This window comes from Helicobacter sp. T3_23-1056, assembly GCF_053654535.1.
Window position 1 is genome coordinate 72,878 of record NZ_JBSIUU010000011.1, and the last position, 19,224, is coordinate 92,101.

14 protein-coding genes and 1 pseudogene are annotated in these 19,224 nt (G+C 41.7%); 9 read left to right on the forward strand and 6 right to left on the reverse strand.

Annotation, left to right across the window (positions count from 1 at the left end; genetic code table 11):
• Positions 1–4: 4 nt before the first annotated feature.
• Positions 5–841 (forward strand): DNA-processing protein DprA, encoded by an 837-nt coding sequence (locus ACWIUO_RS07360; protein WP_454177261.1) that lies wholly within the window; start codon positions 5–7, stop codon positions 839–841.
• 41 nt (positions 842–882) lie between these two features.
• Positions 883–1,389 carry a RuvX/YqgF family protein gene (locus ACWIUO_RS07365; RefSeq protein WP_454177262.1) on the forward strand — a complete coding sequence of 169 codons (507 nt, stop codon included), beginning with the start codon at positions 883–885 and terminating at the stop codon, positions 1,387–1,389.
• A 115-nt stretch (positions 1,390–1,504) separates the two neighbouring features.
• On the opposite strand, the gene ACWIUO_RS07370 is transcribed toward ACWIUO_RS07365, so the two are convergent.
• Genes ACWIUO_RS07370 through ACWIUO_RS07380 form a run of 3 tightly spaced genes read right to left on the reverse strand, consistent with a single transcriptional unit; the run spans position 1,505 to position 5,143 of the window.
• Positions 1,505–3,178, reverse strand: coding sequence for a hypothetical protein (locus ACWIUO_RS07370; protein WP_454177263.1), 1,674 nt, complete (start codon positions 3,176–3,178; stop codon positions 1,505–1,507).
• 13 nt (positions 3,179–3,191) lie between these two features.
• Complete coding sequence (locus ACWIUO_RS07375; RefSeq protein ID WP_454177264.1) at positions 3,192–4,700, reverse strand: NAD(P)/FAD-dependent oxidoreductase; 1,509 nt, start codon at positions 4,698–4,700, stop codon at positions 3,192–3,194.
• On the reverse strand, positions 4,697–5,143 hold the full coding sequence (locus ACWIUO_RS07380; protein WP_454177265.1) for a GtrA family protein: 447 nt from the start codon (positions 5,141–5,143) through the stop codon (positions 4,697–4,699). The genes ACWIUO_RS07375 and ACWIUO_RS07380 overlap by 4 nt, the downstream gene beginning before the upstream one ends.
• Before the next feature lie 838 nt (positions 5,144–5,981).
• On the opposite strand from ACWIUO_RS07380, the gene mraY reads away from it, so the two are divergent.
• From mraY to ACWIUO_RS07400, 4 genes and pseudogenes are all read left to right on the forward strand, one after another.
• Positions 5,982–7,046 (forward strand): phospho-N-acetylmuramoyl-pentapeptide-transferase, encoded by a 1,065-nt coding sequence (gene mraY, locus ACWIUO_RS07385; RefSeq protein WP_454177276.1) that lies wholly within the window; start codon positions 5,982–5,984, stop codon positions 7,044–7,046.
• Positions 7,046–8,893, forward strand: coding sequence for a Mur ligase family protein (locus ACWIUO_RS07390; RefSeq protein ID WP_454177266.1), 1,848 nt, complete (start codon positions 7,046–7,048; stop codon positions 8,891–8,893). Before mraY ends, ACWIUO_RS07390 begins: the two co-directional genes overlap by 1 nt.
• A gap of 22 nt (positions 8,894–8,915) precedes the next feature.
• Positions 8,916–10,892 (forward strand): annotated as a pseudogene (locus tag ACWIUO_RS07395) (class I tRNA ligase family protein); the annotation flags it as partial.
• 543 nt (positions 10,893–11,435) lie between these two features.
• Complete coding sequence (locus ACWIUO_RS07400) at positions 11,436–12,947, forward strand: class I tRNA ligase family protein (RefSeq protein WP_454177277.1); 1,512 nt, start codon at positions 11,436–11,438, stop codon at positions 12,945–12,947.
• A 192-nt stretch (positions 12,948–13,139) separates the two neighbouring features.
• Here the strand turns inward: ACWIUO_RS07400 and ACWIUO_RS07405 are convergent, their stop codons facing one another.
• From ACWIUO_RS07405 to ACWIUO_RS07415, 3 genes are all read right to left on the reverse strand, one after another.
• On the reverse strand, positions 13,140–13,385 hold the full coding sequence (locus ACWIUO_RS07405; RefSeq protein ID WP_454177267.1) for a hypothetical protein: 246 nt from the start codon (positions 13,383–13,385) through the stop codon (positions 13,140–13,142).
• 443 nt (positions 13,386–13,828) lie between these two features.
• Positions 13,829–14,866 carry a UDP-N-acetylglucosamine 4,6-dehydratase (inverting) gene (gene pseB, locus ACWIUO_RS07410; protein WP_454177268.1) on the reverse strand — a complete coding sequence of 346 codons (1,038 nt, stop codon included), beginning with the start codon at positions 14,864–14,866 and terminating at the stop codon, positions 13,829–13,831.
• A 96-nt stretch (positions 14,867–14,962) separates the two neighbouring features.
• Positions 14,963–15,133 carry a hypothetical protein gene (locus ACWIUO_RS07415; RefSeq protein ID WP_454177269.1) on the reverse strand — a complete coding sequence of 57 codons (171 nt, stop codon included), beginning with the start codon at positions 15,131–15,133 and terminating at the stop codon, positions 14,963–14,965.
• Positions 15,134–15,275: 142 nt separating this feature from the next.
• Here ACWIUO_RS07415 and ispF point away from each other — a divergent pair, with 142 nt between their 5' ends.
• The 3 genes from ispF to ACWIUO_RS07430 form a co-directional block, all read left to right on the forward strand.
• A complete protein-coding gene (gene ispF / locus ACWIUO_RS07420) occupies positions 15,276–16,631 on the forward strand; it encodes a 2-C-methyl-D-erythritol 2,4-cyclodiphosphate synthase (RefSeq protein WP_454177270.1) in 1,356 nt (451 codons plus the stop codon).
• Positions 16,632–16,741: 110 nt separating this feature from the next.
• Positions 16,742–17,635, forward strand: a complete 894-nt coding sequence (locus ACWIUO_RS07425; protein WP_454177271.1) for a response regulator — start codon at positions 16,742–16,744, stop codon at positions 17,633–17,635.
• A gap of 200 nt (positions 17,636–17,835) precedes the next feature.
• A partial coding sequence (locus tag ACWIUO_RS07430) for a PDC sensor domain-containing protein (RefSeq protein WP_454177272.1) occupies positions 17,836–19,224 on the forward strand: 1,389 nt, incomplete at its 3' end.

Sequence of the window (19,224 nt, forward strand, 5' to 3'; positions counted from 1 at the left end):
CCAAATGCAAAGCCATTTTTCTAGCTTTTTGCTAGATATTCCAAACGAATTTCTTAGCTTAAAGTCCCCTCCACAAAAGCTATTTTTTACAGGCGATAAATCCCTGCTAGATTTTACCCCAAAAGTCGCTATCATCGGCTCTAGAAAGCCAAACCAATACACACAAATCCAAACGGCAAACCTTGCAAAATCCATTTCCCGCGCAGGCGGAGTGGTGGTAAGCGGTGGTGCTTTGGGAGTGGATATTATCGCACATAGCGCAGCACTTCCGCGCACGATTATGTTTTCGCCCTCCAGCCTTGATACTATCTATCCTGCAAATAACGCAAACATTATCCGCCAAATCGCCACAAATGGACTAATAATCAGCGAATACGAAAACAATCCCTCCCCAAAACGATACGAATTTTTACACCGAAATCGCCTTGTTATTGGTATTAGCGATATGGTGATAATCCCTCAAGCAGATAGGGCAAGCGGCTCTCTCTACTCCGCAAACCTCGCCATAGAATCAAAAAAACCCCTCTTTGTCCTCTCTCATCGTCTAGGCGAATCACTCGGCACACAAGATTTACTCATTCAAAACAAAGCAGAAGCGATTTTTAGCATAGAGTCGTTTTTGGAGCGCGTAGGGCTAAACCCCACCTTCACACAGCCACATTCTAGCCCCGACACCACCCAAGACGCGCATTCTAGCCCAGATTCTAGCAACGACATTTTAGATTTTTGCAAAACAAATCCTAGCTTTGAAGAGGCGTATTTACGCTATGGCGAAGAGATTTTATCCCTAGAGCTAGAGGGGGTTATCGCGCGCGTAAATGGACGCGTAGTCTTGCTATGAGGCGTATTTAGCAGATTTTAGATTGCAAAAAGATTCTACCAATGCAAAATCTTAGCCAAAACCCCACCCAAAACCCTACCAAAAACCCCAATCAATCCCCACTCATCGCCTGTGATATAGGGCTAAAGCGCATAGGGCTTGCCACCATTATAGAGGGCATTATTTTGCCCTTAGAGCCGATATTTCGCAAAAATCGCAACCAAGCCGCACAAGACTTGCGCGAAGTGCTACAAAAGCGCGGTGCAAAAACACTTATAGTAGGCTTGCCAGAGGACATACAAGACAAACAAAATGCAATTTTTAGCCAAACTACACCTAGTCAAAATCCCACCTCCACGCGCATAAAGCATTTTATCTCATTGCTAGATTGCGCTAGTTTGAGCTGCGAAGTAGTCTTTGTAGATGAGAGTTTTAGCTCGCATTTTGCCCTACAAAGCCTATCCCACACCACCAAATCCACCCGCAAAAAAGCAAGCAAAGATGGCAGGCTAGACTCGCTTGCAGCGTGCGAAATCCTCCGCCGATACATAGCCTCCCTAGCTACATAGCTTTCGCGCTATTTTGCCCGCTATTTTGCCCCTGCGACAAATGCAAACGCACACAACCCACCTCACAAAAAGCGATTTTGTGCGTCTGCGTTTTTTAGACAAAGATTTGCCTAAATCATTTTTTCACGCTAAAAAGCCTAAATTGTGCGTTTTCATAGATGAGATTTGTGCGCTCTATAAACTCGCTTGAATCTAGTGGCACACCTCCCCACAAACTAACCTCCCACAGCACAAAATCCACCTCATCAAATCTTGCGATATTATTACTTGCAAAAGCGATTCTACCCGTGTTTAGATACAAGACACGCGGTTTGTGAAATAAAATCACCGAATCTTTTGGCGTATTTTGCTTGATAAAATACCACACTTCTTTTGCGTCCTTTGTGTATGCCCCAGAAGTAGAAACTTTATGCGTAAAGCTAATATTTTTTGCGCTAAATGCAAAATACGCCAGCACAACAAGCAAAACTACATTCATAATACGCCCAAATAACGCTTTTTTGCTATTTAAATAAAATAGCCCTTTTGCACCCCAAAACACCGCAAAAGGTAGCACCAAATACACAAAGCGAATCCCCTGAATGCCAATCCACAAAAGCAAAAGTAGCATAAATCCACACACAAAAACTACATAAAAAATATGCTCGCTAGCATTTTCCCCCTTTAGATTCTCTCTAATCCCAAGATAAATTAGTGGCACACTAAAAACAAACAAAATCCTTAAAAATTTGTGCGCCTTTTCCGCGATAAAAAAATCACCAAAAGTCTTTACATAATACCCAATATGATGAAAAATGATTTTTGCATTTGTATTTGCAATCTCGCTAAAATGCCCGCTACCACCGCTTGATAGATTTAGCGCAACAACTAAAAATCCAAGTGCAAAAATGATATAAGGAATCGCGTGAATGTATGGTGGATAGGGCGAATGCACGCGCTCCAAAAACTGCAATGCGCGGATTTTAAAGATTTTTGGCGCAAATCGCTTTGCCAAAAGTATCCCCTGCATCGTCATCAACGCACACAAAATCACAAAGCCATTCATACGAATAAGACTTGCAAAAAGCATAAAAACCCCGCCCAAAATGGCGATACAAAGCCCGTGATGTCCCCCCTCCCTTGCGGAGGGGGCTAGGGGGTGGGTTTTGTCATTGCGAGTTTTTGCGTTAGCAAAATCGTGGCAATCCACCACGCCGTTATGGCGAGAATCACATAGCGATTCACGGCAATCCACAGATTCACAAAACAGCTTCGCCAACACAATTAGCGCGACAAATCCAAAAAGCAAAAACGACACATCGCTTAGCACATTATTTGCTACAAACGCAGTCATAGAAGGATTTATGACAAAAAATAGCGTGGCAAAAAACGCGTAGTTTCGCGGCAATCTCTTTGCGCAAAAAATATAAAAAATCCCCACAAATATCGCGTAGCAAATAATATTTACCGCCTTAAAAGCGACTAGATTAAACCCAAAGATTTTATAAACAAATGCAAGAATCAATGGAAATCCCCACGGATACGCATAAGGACCAAAAAGCCAATCACATTTATCCATCATTAGCGTATTTTCAGCGATATATTGCTCCGTAGTGCCTTGCACTAGGGCGATTGCCTGCGCGATATATCCGCTAAAATCCCCACCCCAATTATGCCCATTATCCACCTGCCCCACGCATAAAAAAGCCGTGATTATCGCTAAAATCAGCGCAAAGATATAATCCCCCCTGCTAAAAGGTGCAAGTTGGAATCTAGCTAGATTTTGCTTAATGTTTATGGGATTTTTCATTTTCTGCCTTATTTTATTTTTCTTTACTTTGCTTTGTTTCGCGGATTTCGTGGTAGCTCTCTTCAGCATTTACCTGCCAAATCGCGTTTTTTTCCGCACTACCATTCATTATGCACTTTGCCACTTCAAAAGCACTTAGCATTGAGTGGTCCATATTATTGTAGCGGTGCATTCCATTGCGCCCGCACACATATAGATTTTCCACACTATCCAAAAACTCACGCACCTCCCCAAACTCGCTATATGCGCCACTATACGATGGATATGCCTTTTTGATTCTAGCGATATGCGTGTCGATTATGTCATTATCTTGCGCAAATCCTAGCTTTTTTAGCTCATCTATGCCAAATTTTGCAAACTCCTCATCACTCATTTGCCACAGCTCATCACCCTCAAAGCACATATACTCCATCCCCACAAAACAATGACCAAAATCTGCCACCATATATTCACTCCAATTATGAAAAAATTGTAGCCTAGCCACGCGCACAAAAGGTTCTTGTATGTAAATCCAATTATCCTTTATCGCATTTTGCCCCAAATCTATGCGCTTTAGCAAAACTCCCATAGTGATAAAGTCCCTATATCCTAGCTTTGTGGCGATATTAGCGATATTTTTGGGTGCATTTGGCATAGCGACAAACAAATCTTTTATCGGCATCGTAGATATGAAAAAATCCGCGTTGATTTGCCGTGTCTCGTTTGTTGCAAATTTCACTTGCACACAATCTATTTTATTATCTTTTAAATCCAAATTCACAATTTCAGCATTTTTGTAAATCTTTCCACCCATTTTGATGATTTCATCAGCTACGCATTCCCATAGTTGCCCCGGACCAAATTTTGGATACAAAAACTGCTCAATCAAACTTGTCTCCACATTTTTTTGCTTAAAATCTTTAGGCTTTGGCTTTAGCGCACTTAAAATAGCTTTGTAAATCGATAGCCCTTTCACGCGCTGTGCGCCCCAGTCAGGGGATAGCTCACTAGGCTTTATCCCCCACACTTTGTAAGTATAATCACGGAAAAAAAGATTATAAAGCTCCCTCCCAAAACGATTTATGTAAAATTTCTCCAAACTATCGACATTTTTGTATGGGAAAAGCACCGCCCACGCATAGCTAAAGCCGATTTTCACACACCGCCAAAATCCTAGATTTTTTATCAAATCCACGGTCAAACTTAGCGGATAATTAAATAGCTTTTTTAAAAAATAGATTCTACTCAAACGACTACGAATCAAAATGACTTTATCCACATTTGCAGGGTTTAGCTTCTCGCTTTGCAATGGCATAATATTTGTCCAAAAATCCATAACCCTATCGCTTTTGCTAAAAAATCTATGCCCGCCAATATCCATTCGATTGCCCTCATACTCAATCGTCTGTGAGATGCCACCTATCGCGCTACTTGCCTCAAAAATCTCCACTTCAAAATCCCTACTTTTTGTCAAAATCTCATACCCCGCACTTAGCCCCGCAGGTCCAGCCCCGATGATTGCGACTTTTTTCTTTATGCTCATTTTTTGCTCCTTCGTTTCAAAAGATTTGTATCCCTAAAACTAAAAAATTTATGCCCCAAAAAATTGCAAATAAAACTAAAGCCAATCCCACAAATATGTGCGATTAGCTTTTGCCATCGCATTTCAAGCCCTAAATTTGCGCTCTGCATTGCATTTAGGGCGACTATGGCGATAAAAGTCTGCACAAAAAGCCCCACACACGCCACAAGAGAGAATCTCACAAAGGCGATTTTGGTGCTTTTGTATTTATCTTTTGGGAAAATGTATTTTTGGCTTATGGCAAAATTTACAAAATGTCCGCTGATATAGCCCAGCGCGACACTCACGCCAAAGCCAAAAAACAGCTCATAAAAAATGCGCGAAGCTAGATTCACACACATTGCCACAAACGCCGAGCCAAAATAGCGCAAAAATTGTGAATGAAAAAGATTAGAAAAAGACACAAGCAGACTCAAAAATAGATTTTGCCAAGAAGCATAAAAAGAAGCATAAAAAAGCTAAAAAAGCACGCAAGAAAAGCACAGAGAAAGCACAAGAAAAGCACGCAAATAGATTTTGAAAAAACAAAGCGGGGCTACTAAAAGCACATAAAATTTTGCAAAATCTTATTTTGTAAAATAGGGTTTGGCAAGATATGATTTGACAAAAAATTGTTTGAAAAAATGTTGTTTGATAAGACATTATTTTTGCATAGCAAAAAGGGCTACAAAGGCTGTTGCAAAAAATATGATTATCTGTGGTTAAAGTGTTTAGTGAAGTTTTAGAAGTTTGCCTATTTTGGCATTTTGGTATTAAGTCTTTATGCCCCCCCCCAAATTATATTTACTCATAGTATATGATTTCATCTCTACATATCCACCTAGTTTTAAAAATCAAACAAAATTGCCAAAAATGCCAAAAATTGCCAAACAAAATCGTCAAAAAAAATCGTAAAGAACGATTACAAAAAGGGCGTATTTTAGCGTAGTTTGGTAATGATTTGGATTTTGGCTAGGATTTAAGCCCGCTTTTTATCCCTTTGCCTATCCTTTGCTTATCCGCAGTTTTGGCAAAATCTGCCTATTTTGCGCATATTTTTGCACACATTTTGTGTGATTTTATGCCACATTTTCCACAAACTCATTATAATAGCGTTTTTGTTTGTCCCACAATCCACACTTCAACGCACAATCTAAATCCACAAACTATAAAATCCACACAACATTAAACCAAAACAAAAGCCGACACAAACCCACAAAACCACAAACTCCGCCAAATAAAATCCTGCTTCAAGGAGAATCCGTGCTTTACTACCTCTACTCATATTTTGATATAAATATTTTTCGCTACCTTACATTTCGCGCAGGGATTAGCTTTTTTGTGGGATTTTTGCTATGCGTGTTTGCTATGCCATATTTTATCGCTTGGGCAAAAAAGCGCAAATCCACCCAGCCCATCTCGCGCTATGTCCCCGCCCACAAAAGCAAATCAAACACCCCAACGATGGGCGGGGCAGTATTTATTTTTAGCACCGCTCTAGCCTCGCTTCTTTGTGTCCAGCTTAGCAATATCTTTGCCACGCTTGGCATCATCGTGCTTGTGCTTTTTGGCATCATCGGCGCAAAAGATGACTATATGAAAATCTCCCACAAAAGCAACGCAGGAATGAGCGCGCGCTCTAAAATGCTTTTTTTGTTTGTCGCTTCTTTTGGCGTGTGTTTGATTTTGTATTATTGTGCGCATTTAAGCTCGGATTTTTATATCCCCTTTGTCAAATACCCTGTTTTCAAGCTAAGCAACTACCCCGCGCTAATGCTTGCATTTTGGGTGCTTGTATTTCTAGCTAGCACCAATGCCGTAAATGTAACAGACGGGCTAGATGGGCTAGCCACCGTGCCTAGTATCTGCGCGATTTTTACGCTTTGTGTGTTTGTGTATCTATCGGGCAATATCGAGCTTAGCAAGTATCTATTTTTGCCAAAGGTAAATGCAGGCGAACTAATGGTCGTAGGTGTCGCGCTAATCGGCTCTTTGCTAGGATTTTTGTGGTATAACTGCCACCCCGCGCAAGTTTTTATGGGCGATAGCGGTAGCCTATCTATCGGCGGATTTATGGCATATATGGCGGTAGTCTCAAACAACGAAGTGCTTTTGATTTTAATCGGCTTTGTCTTTGTCATAGAGACATTATCCGTGATGCTCCAAATCGGTAGCTACAAGACACGCAAAAAGCGGATTTTCCTTATGGCGCCTATCCATCATCATTTTGAGAAAAAAGGCTGGGCAGAAAACAAAATCATTGTGCGATTTTGGGTAATCGCTATTTTGGTAAATCTAATCGCCCTGCTTAGCATAAAGGTGCGCTAATGGCTAGCAAAAATGATTTTAGTCAACGCGTGCAAAAATGTGCGCAAAATCCCCAAACAACTTCACAAAAAACTTCATTAAAGATTCCGCCACATTTATTTCCAAACGACATTAGCGTCTTTGGCTATGGCGTTACAAGCAAGCCTTTTGTGGAGTTTATAAACTCTTTTGGAAAAAGTTGCAAAATCTATGATGATAAATTTGCTAAAAATCCAAAATCTAGCCACGATAAAACAAGCGATTTGAGAGGGGATTTTGGCGAGGATTTGGGCAAAAAATGCGAACAACGCGATAAAAATGGCAATATATTGCTCCCACCTAGCGCGTTTAAAGCGAGCAAATCTAGCCTAGAATTTATAAGCCCCGGGATTTTGCCTACGCATACATATTTTTCGCTAGCCAAAAATCCTATCGGCGAATATGACTTTGTCTGGGAGCTGATGAGCGCAAATGACATTCGGCTAAAAAGCATTTGGATAAGCGGGACAAATGGCAAAACCACCACCACGCAAATGCTAACCCACCTGCTAGAATCATTTGGCGCGCTTAGCGGGGGAAATATCGGCACACCGCTTACCACGCTAGCTAGGCAATACGCCAACGATTTTGGGGATTTTGGCGGTGCAAAAGCGCAGGGTTTTAGCGATTTTGGGGATTTTATCGCGCCTTTGTGGGTGCTAGAATCTAGCTCATTTGCTATGCACTACGCACACATAGCCACGCCACAGATTTACCTGCTTTTGCCCCTTAGCCAAGACCATATCAGCTGGCACAATGGCTTTGAGGGCTATGTGGAGGACAAACTGCGTGTCCTAAATCGAATGGATAAAGACTGCTTTGCACTGCTACCAAACGAGCTAAAAACGCACAAAATCGTGCAAGAATATGTGGCTAGAAATGGCAATAGTAGCGCGATTTTTTATGCAGATTCTAGCTCTTTGGCGAAGTTTTGCGGGGTGGAGCAAAAATCCCTCCCCTTTGCAGAGCCATTTTTGCTTGATAGTTTGGTGGCGTTAAGTGGCGCGATTTTGGCACAAAAAATGGGCTTGCTAGATTCTAGTGTCAATATAAAATCTAGAGCAAAAACTAACGCAGTTTTTAGCCCAAAATCTAGCGCGGATTTGTCGGATTTGGGGGCAAAATCTAGTCTAAAATCTAGCCCAAAATCCAATCCAAAATCTAGCAAATCTAACACCGATTTTTTGGCATATTTTTTAGGCAGGCTAGATTCTTTTCACATAGGTGCGCACAGAATCGAGGAGTTTTATGAGCCTTATAGCGATTTTGGTGGCAACGATTTTAGCGGGGAGCACCACGCAGATAGCCCAAAATGGCTGTGGGTAGATGACTCCAAAGGCACAAATACCGATGCGACTTTGCAGGCATTTAAGCGATACAAAGGCAGGCGTATTTATGCTATTCTTGGTGGCGATGATAAGGGGGCGGATATTTTGCCTATTTTTTCATTGCTAGCAAATGGATTTGGTGCTACAAACTCCAAAGATAGCTTTGTCAAACTATTTGCCATCGGCAGCAATGAATCCAAAATCTTATCGCTAGCAAAAAAATATCGCATTTTCGCCCTAGCTTGTGAAAATCTAAAAAACGCCGTTATTTCCATAAAAAGCGAGCGCAAAAAGGATTTGCAAGATTTGCTAAAATCTACCCTAAAATCTAGCGACACAAATCCTAAATCTAGCCCCAAAGCAAAATCTACCAAAAACCCAAAACAAGATTTTATCGCCTCTTTTGTAGGGCTACTATCCCCCGCAGCCGCTAGCCTAGACCAATTTAGCTCTTATAAACAAAGGGGAGAATTATTTAAAAAATACGCGCTAGAATCATAAGCTAAAACATAAAAGGAATAAAATGAGCCAAAAAACAACGCAAAACACACAAAACAACACCCAAGAACAATCACAAGAAAAGCTAGCCTACAACCCCAAAACCATAGAATCCAAAATCTATGAAATCTGCAAAAATCGAGGGTATTTTGAGATAGATGGCAACGAAAAATTAGCCCAAAAACGACAGGCGAGACTCCAAAAAAATGGCAAAAAAATCAGCCCAAAAGACACGCATTTTTGCATAATGATGCCCCCACCAAATGTAACAGGCGTGCTTCACATAGGACACGCTTTGACGCTTAGTTTGCAAGATATTATCGTGCGATTTAAGCGTATGCAGGGCTACACCACGCTATATCAGCCCGGACTTGACCACGCTGGCATAGCCACGCAAAATGTCGTAGAAAAGCAACTGCTAGCAAAAGGAATCAAAAAAGAAGAACTAGGCAGGGAAAAATTTATCAACAAAGTATGGGAGTGGAAAGAAGAATCTGGTGGCAAGATTTTGGGACAAATGGAGGCTTTGGGCATCTCCCCTGCGCTCTCCCGCACACGCTTTACGATGGATAAAGGCTTGCAACAAGCGGTGAGAGAAGCATTTGTCGCGTGGTATGAAAAGGGGCTAATTTATGAGGGGGATTATATGGTAAATTGGTGCACGCACGATGGGGCGTTGAGTGATATAGAGGTGCAGTATGAGGCACAGGATACAAAGCTATATTATATCGCCTACAAAATCGTTGATAGCGATTCGTCTTTGGGTATGCAATGCGATAAGATTTTGGATTTTTTGGAATGCACGGAGTCCGCTAACATTCCAAAAAATCAAAAAAACTTACACAGCCACACCGCACCCAACGGGTTGCAAGCGGAGCGAAGCAAAAATACTAAAATTGTTGGGGAAAATGGTGGCATAGATTCTAGCGATTGCGTCATTGAAAGCGATAGCGAGCGTGGCACAAGCCCACAGCTACGAAGTAGCGATGTAGCGCGTAAGCGCGAGTGGGCGCAGTTGCGCAAGCAAAATCCACTTTTTAACAATAACAAAATAGATTGCCACGCAAATGCGGACGCATTTGCTCGCAATGACAAAATAGATTCCCCCTCCCCAAATCATCAAAATGTAGCGGAGGGGGCTAGGGGGAGGGTAAAATCCCACAATGACAAAACTACATTCCCACAAGACGCCCTTGTAGTCGCCACCACGCGTCCAGAGACATTTTTTGGCGATGTCGCCGTGATGATAAACCCTAACGACTCCCGCTACGCCCACCTAATCGGGCAAAAAGTCATACTCCCCCTGCTAGAAAAAGAAATCCCCATAATCGCCGATAGCGCGGTGGATATGGAGTTTGGCACGGGCGTGGTAAAAGTAACCCCCGCACACGACATAAACGACTACGAAGTCGGCAAAAGACACGGCTTAGAAAACCTTGTAATCTTTGATGAAAAGGGAATCTTTAACCAAAACGCGCAAGGATTTGCAGGGCGAGAGCGACTAGAAGCGCGAGAAGATATAGTAGCCGCGCTAGATTCTTGCGGCGCGCTACTAAAAACAGAATCCTATCAAAATCAAGTCGGCACTTGCTACCGCTGCGGAAATCTAATCGAGCCATATATCTCAAAGCAATGGTTTGTCTCAAAGCAAGTCGCTAGCGGTGCGATAAAGCGCGTAAATGATGGCGAGGCAAAGTTTTATCCAAGCGCGTGGCTAAATAATTTTAACGCGTGGATGAGGGAGCTTCGCCCGTGGTGTATCTCACGCCAGCTGTGGTGGGGGCATAGGATTCCTATTTGGGATTGCCAAAATCCTAAATGCCTTCATCGCTTTGCCTCCAAAAACGAAGTAGAATCTAGCTGTCCAAAATGTGGCGGGGAGGTGGTGCAGGTAGAAGATGTGCTAGATACTTGGTTTAGTTCGGGGTTGTGGGCGTTTAGCACGCTAGGCTGGGGCAACACTAATGGCAATTCGTCTTTGGGTAATCATTGCAAAGATTTTGTAGATTTTGAGGGTTCGCAGGAAAGAGAGCCTAGCTCACCCCCAAAATCTACAAAAAACTCCACAAGCACTACCGCACCCAACGGGTTGCAAGCAAAGCGAAGCAAAAATACTAGAATTGTGGCGGAAAATGGTGGCACAGATTCTAGCGATTGCGTCATTGCGAGCGAGCAAAGCGAGCGTGGCAATCCAAATCCCCCCTCCCTTAGCACGAGTGGGGCTAGGGGGAGGGTAGAATCCACATTAGAATCTAGCCAAAAAACCAACGCCAAATCGTCATTGCGAGCTAGTGATAGCGAGCGTGGCAATCTATCATCTTGTCATACAAGCGAAATATCCAAACAAAAAACACAGGGGGATACTTCGGCTTTTTCAAAGCCTAAATACGACAAGAAAATCATTGACAAAACAATAGATTGCCACGCAAATGCGAACGCATTTGCTCGCAATGACAAAATAGATTCCACCTCACAAAACTATCAAAATGTAGCGGAGGGGGCTACAAATGATAAAAATAATCCCCCCTCCCCAAGCCATCAAAATGTGGCGGAGTGGGCTAGGGGGAGGGTAAAATCCACATTAGAATCTAGCCCAAAATTTAGCCTAGATTCTAACGCCAAATCGTCATCGCAAGCGAGCGATAGCGAGCGTGGCAATCCAAAATCCCCCCTCCCCAAACTATCAAAATGTGACGGAGGGGGGCTAGGGGGGAGGGTAAAATCCACCGCCAACGATTCTAGCACCCCATACACCCCCGATGATTTGGCAAACTTTTATCCAAATTCCCTGCTTATCACAGGCTTTGACATACTTTTCTTTTGGGTAGCTAGAATGCTTTTTAGCGGGGAATCCCTGCTAGGCAAACTACCATTTAGAGATATTTACCTGCACGCATTAGTGCGCGATGAAAACGGGCAAAAGATGAGCAAATCACGCGGAAATGTCATAGACCCCCTAGAAATGATAGACAAATACGGCGCGGATTCTCTGCGATTTAGCCTAGCCTATCTTTGCGCTCAAGGGCGTGATATACGACTCTCAAGCGCACAGCTAGAAATCAGCAAAAATTTTGCAAACAAGCTATTTAACGCCACGCAATTTTTGCGACTATACGCCTCACAGATAGATTCTAGCTTTAATGGATTTTGCGAGATAGATAGCATAGCACAATATCAAACCCCGCTTGGCAAATATGCCAAATCCCGTCTAAATGCCACAACAAGCGAGCTTATAACCGCGCTAGAATCCTATCGGTTTAATGACGGGGCTAGCGTGCTATATCGCTTTTTGTGGGGGGAATTTTGCGATTGGTGCATAGAGCTAGCAAAGGCGCAAAAAGAGGCGATACACGAGCTAGGAGCTGTGCTAATAGACGCGCTAAAATTGCTTCACCCATATATGCCATTCATCAGCGAAGAGCTATATCACAGCCTAAAGGGACAAACGCTAGAGTGCGCACAAAGCATTATGATTGCGGAGTTTCCTAGCGATATTGCGCGGGATTTGGAGGTAGAGGCAGAATTTGAAAGCATAAAAAATGCGATAATCTCTTTGCGCAGGCTAAAAGCTAGCGTGGATTTGGCAAATAAGCCCATAGATAGCGCGTATATCGAGTTACAAATTTTTGAAAAAGATGAGAATAAAAGGATAATCGCAGAAAACTATATTCAAAAACTTGCTAAGACACAACAAGTAAGAATCTTAACTAGCCGTGAGGGTGTTTTTGTCGATGAAAACAAATTTTTAGCTAGTAAGAACGGATTTTTTATACCACCAGAACTAAACATAAAAAACTGCGTGGTGGATATAGGCGAGGGCGTGAAGTCCTACTTGCCCTTAGATAATATTGATTTAGCACCGATTTTATCACGCCTAGAGGCTCAAAAGCAAAAATTGCAAAAAGAGCGCGAAAAGCTAGAATCCAACCTAAAAAATGATAGATTCCTCTCAAACGCGCCAAAAGAAGTGGTGGCAAAGCTAGAATCTAGCCTGCAAGAAGTCCTCCAAAAGCTAGAAAAAGTCCAAAGCGAGATAAAGACGCTAGATAGGGGATAAGATTTTGCGTGGCATAATTTTTATAAGTTTTTATAAGTTTTTTAGTTTGTTAAGATTTTGGTTTTTAGTCGTTTATGTGAAGTGTTGTTTGGTGTTTTGGTTGATTGTAGGTGGTGATAAAAGTCTGCCTAAAATCGCTAGTTAGACAAAAACTAAAGTTAAAAAAAATTGAAGTTTTTTAGATTTTGGGTTTTATTGCTCTCTGCCACCGCTTTTTCCCCCTCCCCACATCCATTTTTCTTGTAAGTTTTTCTCACTAGATATATAGTCTGTCCCTGCATATCCGCTTTTGCCACTTCGCATTTTTCGTATGGAGTCTAGGTTTTGCGTCATTTTTTCGATGCGCACTTTTTGTGAATCCTGCACCTTGATGACAGCGATACTCACCACCACCAAAGCCACAGCTCCTAGCACGCCTATCATTGCTTTTAGCACCATTTTGTATCCTTTGTTTTGTAGATTTTAGGCTTTTTGCAAGGCTTTTTTAAATCGTTTTTGCAAAGCCTTTTTGATTCAGCTCGCTTAAAATGTATTTTTAAGCCCATCGCTTGAGATAAATCAATAAAACCAACTGATTGATAAAAATTATCGACCGAAACTTTAACAAAAAATCGTTAATCAATAATTTTTATTTATTAGATTTTATTTGCGTGTGTTTATTGTGCGATTATGCGTAATGCTGTATATCGTGTTTTTAAAGACCTTTTTAAACCCTATTTTTTTGTGTGTTGCCATTTTTGATACAAAATCCACACAAAAGCACACAAAATTCACACACAAAAACCCAAAATCTAAAACACCCCATTAACACACCATTCAATCCCCCCACAAAACACCCACAAACCCCCCCAAAATCCAATCTAAACGCTACCAAAAACCCCTCACACATCATTAGCGATTTTTACTAGCTCTTCTGCGCTTAGCCATTGCGTGTTTTTATCGCTTGAGTATTCAAAGCCATCTTGTAGATTTTGCGTTTGCTCTGTTTGTGTCGCTTCACTAGATTTTGCCACTTTTTTGCCCACCTCGCCATTGCGCGTCTTGGCATAGTTGATAGGCGATTGAAACACAATACTAGGCTCTATCAAATAAAAATCATCAAACTCAAAACAATGCCTTGAATCATCAAGCGGAATCATCACCTCGTGTAGCTTCTCTCCCGCCCTTATGCCGATTTGCTTCGTGGGTAGATTTGGGGCTAGGGCTTTTGCTAGCTCGCTTATGCGCATACTTGGGATTTTGGGGACAAATATTTCTCCCCCCTGCATTCTCTCCAGACTCTTTAGCACAAACTCCACTCCCTGCTCCAAAGTGATAAAAAACCTAGTCATTCGCAAATCCGTGATAGGGATTTCTTTTGCCCCCTGCGCGATAAGTCGCTTAAAAAGCGGGACTACGCTTCCCCGACTTCCTACGACATTGCCATAGCGCACCACGCTAAAAAGCGATTTTTTCGCGCCTTTTATGTTGTTCGCGCTTACAAAAAGTTTATCCGAGCAAAGTTTTGTCGCGCCATAGAGATTGATAGGATTTGCCGCTTTGTCGGTGGATAGCGCGATTATATGTCCTACGCTATTTTTTAGGCACGCAGAGATGACATTGCTTGCGCCATCTATGTTGGTTTTTATACATTCTGTGGGGTTATATTCTGCGATGGGGACTTGTTTTAGCGCGGCTGCGTGTATGCAAATATCAACCCCCATAAGCGCGGATTCTAACCGCGCCAAATCCCTCACATCGCCGATAAAATATCGCATCGATTTATCATTATAAACTTGGCTCATTTCATATTGTTTTAGCTCATCTCGGCTATACACGATAAGCCTAGCTGGGCGGTATTTTTTTAGCACGATTTCGACAAATTTTTTGCCAAAACTCCCCGTGCCACCCGTGATTAAGATATGTTTGCCATTAAGCATTATGCCCCTTTATCAAATATTTTTATGCCATTTTTTAAGCAAGATTTTTTAACTAGATTTTGCCATACTTGGTGTTTTTCTAGGTTTTTGCAAGCATTAAATATTCCACGAAAAATCCTTATGCCACGCCAAAAGCATTTTGCAAAAAGCACTTCCAAAAACCACTTGCCAAAAGCAATCCATAACCATTGCAAAATCCCTCAAAATCCACGCAAATTTTGCCCCAAAATCTAATAAAATCCATTTTTCACAAATGCTTTCAAACATTTTTTAAACCCCCTCAAACACTTTTTTCTAAAATTCCCAAAAAAGATTTTGTGTATTTTTTACGCATTTTTCAAATCCAATATTTGACAAAAAATCGTATAATTTCTATCCCAAAATCACACCAAAAAGGCACAAAATCTATATGGCTACAACCGCTACAAACAACATATCTTCTATTGATTCTAGCATAGATTCTAACCTCGCTTCTTTTGCCAAAGACACTACTTTGATTTTGCTAAGCGCGGGAGAATCCACCCGCTTTTCAAAGCATTTCCCCGTAAAAAAACAATGGCTTAGCATAAATGGCAAGCCACTGTGGCTATTTCTAGCAAACCGATGCGAAAAATATTTTGATTTTGGAGATATATTGCTTAGTGCAAATCCCACAGAGCAGGGCTATATGGCAAAAATGTGTAGCTACAAAATCATAACGGGTGGAGACTCTCGCCAAGACTCCCTGCTAAACGCGCTAAAAGCCGTGAAAACAAAATGGGTGCTAGTAAGCGATGTGGCAAGATTTGGGATTGATTATGACATTATAAAAAGGCTTTTTTGCGAGGCGATAAAATCCCAAATGATAACAAAATCTACAAACCATAAAACCAAAGAGACTTCAAGCAATATCGCAAGCCAAATCGATTGCATAGTGCCGACTTTGAGCGTGCCTGATACCGTGCTTTATGATGGCAAATACATTAAGCGAGAATCCCTACTTCGTATCCAAACCCCCCAACTCTCAAAAACCGCTTCTTTGCTTAGCGCGCTAGATACCACCCCAAACGCACAATGCAACCGCACAAAAAACAAAGATACAAAATACACCGATGAAAGTAGCGCGATAGCCGCCAATGGTGGCAAAGTAGCATTCATACAAGGCAAAGAATCTTTGCATAAACTAACCTTTATCCACGATTTGCAAAATCTAGCAGATTTTGCAAGCAAAATCCACAGCGACACAAGCCACACAAATGAGATGCGAGATATTTTCATAGGAAATGGAATCGATGTGCATAGCTTTGAAAAGGGCAAAAAAATGGTGCTAGGGGGCGTAGAGATAGAATCTAAATTTGGCTTTAAGGCTCATAGCGATGGCGATGTGGCACTCCATAGCCTTATAGATGCCCTGCTTGGGGCGATAGGGGCGGGCGATATAGGCGAGTGGTTTCCAGACAATGATAGCGCGTATAAAAATGCCGATTCTAAAAAGTTGCTAAAAAAAGTGGTAGATTTTTTGGGCAATGTCGGCTTTGTGATAAACAATATCGATATGACGATTATCGCTCAAACCCCCAAAATAGCTCCCTACAAACGCGCCTTGCAAGAATCCATCGCCACCCTTCTAGGTATCCCGCTATACGCGCTAAATATCAAAGCCACCACCACAGAGCAGCTAGGATTTATCGGGCGTAGCGAGGGGGTATGCGTGATGACTTCAGCATCGCTAAAACGATTTGATTGGCTATCTTATGCCAAAAACATAGAATCTTGCCAGACATAAGATTTTGCCCCGCGCAACAAACTAGCTAAAATTAGCAAAATCTAAGCGCGATTTAAAAAAAGATTTGACAAAGTAAAATCTAGCAAAAAATCCCAAAACAAAGGACGCAAATGACACTTCTTATCTTAGAGCCAGAAATATACCTTGCAGAATCCCTACTAGGCAACCTTGAAGAAGCAGGCTATGAATGCACTATATCCACAGAGATTCCAAAAGATAGAGCAGATTTTGATGTCATACTCATCTCATCAAACCTCTATGACAACGATTGTGAGATATTCATAAAAAAGCACGCAAATAATGCAATTATCATTATGCTAGTGTCTTATGCCAACGATGACACGATAAAAAAGCCCATATCAGCGGGCGCAAAAGACTGCGTGCTAAAGCCATTTTCTACCGATGAGATTTTGCGCAAAATCGCTCATTACCACGAGTTTGCCAAAATCCAAAAAACACTTAGATTTTATAATTCATATTTCAACTTCGTCCAAATCGAGCTAAACACCCCTCATCTTATCTCATATAGCCCGCCATTTGTCATCAAAAGCACCTCCCAAAGAAGTGCGGATATTTATGCGATGAAATATGCCAAAGACAAAAATATATCCTTTGATTTTATCACGCTAAAGCACACCGACTACAAAGACCTACTAGAGCAATCCCCCCGCAAATCTAAAATCTCATATATCACAAACCTAGAAGAGCTAAAACGAAGCGAGCGAAGGGAGTTTTTAGAAGCGGTTACGAAGTATCCTTTTATCATTTCGTGCGTTTCCACAGACAAAATCTTTTTCCCTCAAATCATTGATATTTGCTCCATACCAAACCCCCAAGAAATCGGAGGCGACATAATGTCTATCACGGATTATGTCAAAACCATTGTTACGAGGTTTGAGCATCGCTACCCTGATATAGAGCTAGCAAAAAAGCTAGGTATGAGTCGCAAAAGCCTATGGGAAAAACGAAAAAAATACGGATTATTGCGAAAAAAGCAGAAATAATCCAAAATGCAAGAATACTTTAAGATATTTTTTCTTACAATACATTTTTTAAGAAACCTTGAGAGATTGGGCTATTTACCACTTTTTACCACATTAAAGACGCGCCAAAATCGCACTAAAATGAGCGTAAAATCTTTTGGCATTAAGACAAATAGTGGAAAGAGGGGAAAATCTATTTCGGGGACATAAGGAGTAAGAAAATGGACGCTTGGAGAAATATGAAGCTTGGCACGCGAGTAGCGTTGTTTATAAATGGCATAGTGATGCTATGTATGCTTGTTATGGCATTTGTAATCATAAAACGAAGCTCTACCATACAGATTGAAGAATCCCACAAGCTAATCGACAACATTTCAGCACGATTTGCTAGCTTTTTGCAAGACCAGATAAATGAAGCCTTTGCGATGCTAGAATCTAGCAAAGGAAGCATACAATCCGTGCTTTCAAATCCGCGCCCTGATAATGAAGAGATGTTGCAAAGCACCATTTCAAGCCTGCTTGATAGCAACCCTTGGGCTACACTAGGCTATGTGTATTTGCAAGATTCTACCCCACTAGGCGGGATAAAAAACGCCAAACACAGACTACCAAATGGCGAATTTTTAATCATCGCTAGAGACAAAACCCCAGATACAAAAGGTGGCATAAGCATAATCGAAGCAGACCCCGTTCTCACAAGCTTTAAAGGCTTGCAAAAAGCAATGAGTAGTGGCAAAATCGCCATTAGCAACCCCGCATTTAAGCGACTAACAAGCATAGGCGAAGTCTATGGCGTATCGCTAAATGTCCCTATCCTCTCAAACGGCAGAGTCATAGGCGTAGTCGGGCTACTCATAGAGGCTAGCAACATAGGTGATGAGATTTTATCAAATGCCAAAGAGGCGTTAAAAGCCGAAGGTGTCGTGCCATTTGTCCTTACCCAAGATAGCACTATCATAATCCACCCTCGCAAAGAATGGCAGGGCGAAGAGCTCCTCTCTGTAAATAAAACCCCCTCCGCCTCCAAACTAGCAAAAGGCGTAACAGACAGAAAAGATGGCATATACGAATACCGCACAAGCAATGGCGACATAAGCTGGACAGGGGTAAAATCTTTTGAAGCAGGCAAAGGAAGCGGGACTTATTGGAGTATGGTATTTGCCCTCCCCGAAGAGCAAGTCATAGCCCCTGTAAATGCCCTCCGCAATATCGTGCTTTTTAGCATTGTTGTGTCATTAGCATTTATCGTATCTGTGGTGTTTTTCTACATTAGCAAACGAGTTGTAAGCAGGATTGATAATATTTCTAGTCAGCTGTTTGGATTTTTTGATTATCTAAATCACAAAACCAATGTCTTGCCACCATTTTTGCAACCAAAGGCAAAAGATGAGCTAGGTGCTATGGCAATGGCAATCAATGAAAATGTAGAAAACACCCAAAAAAACCTAGACCAAGACGCAGCCCTAGTCAAAGAATCCCTAGAAGTCTTTAATAATATCGAATCAAGTGGCGTGATAGATAGACTAATCACCTTGCAAGGTAGCAACCCTCAACTAAATGCCCTAAAAGAAGCCGTAAATACGCTATTAAAAGGCATAAATAATGCCGTA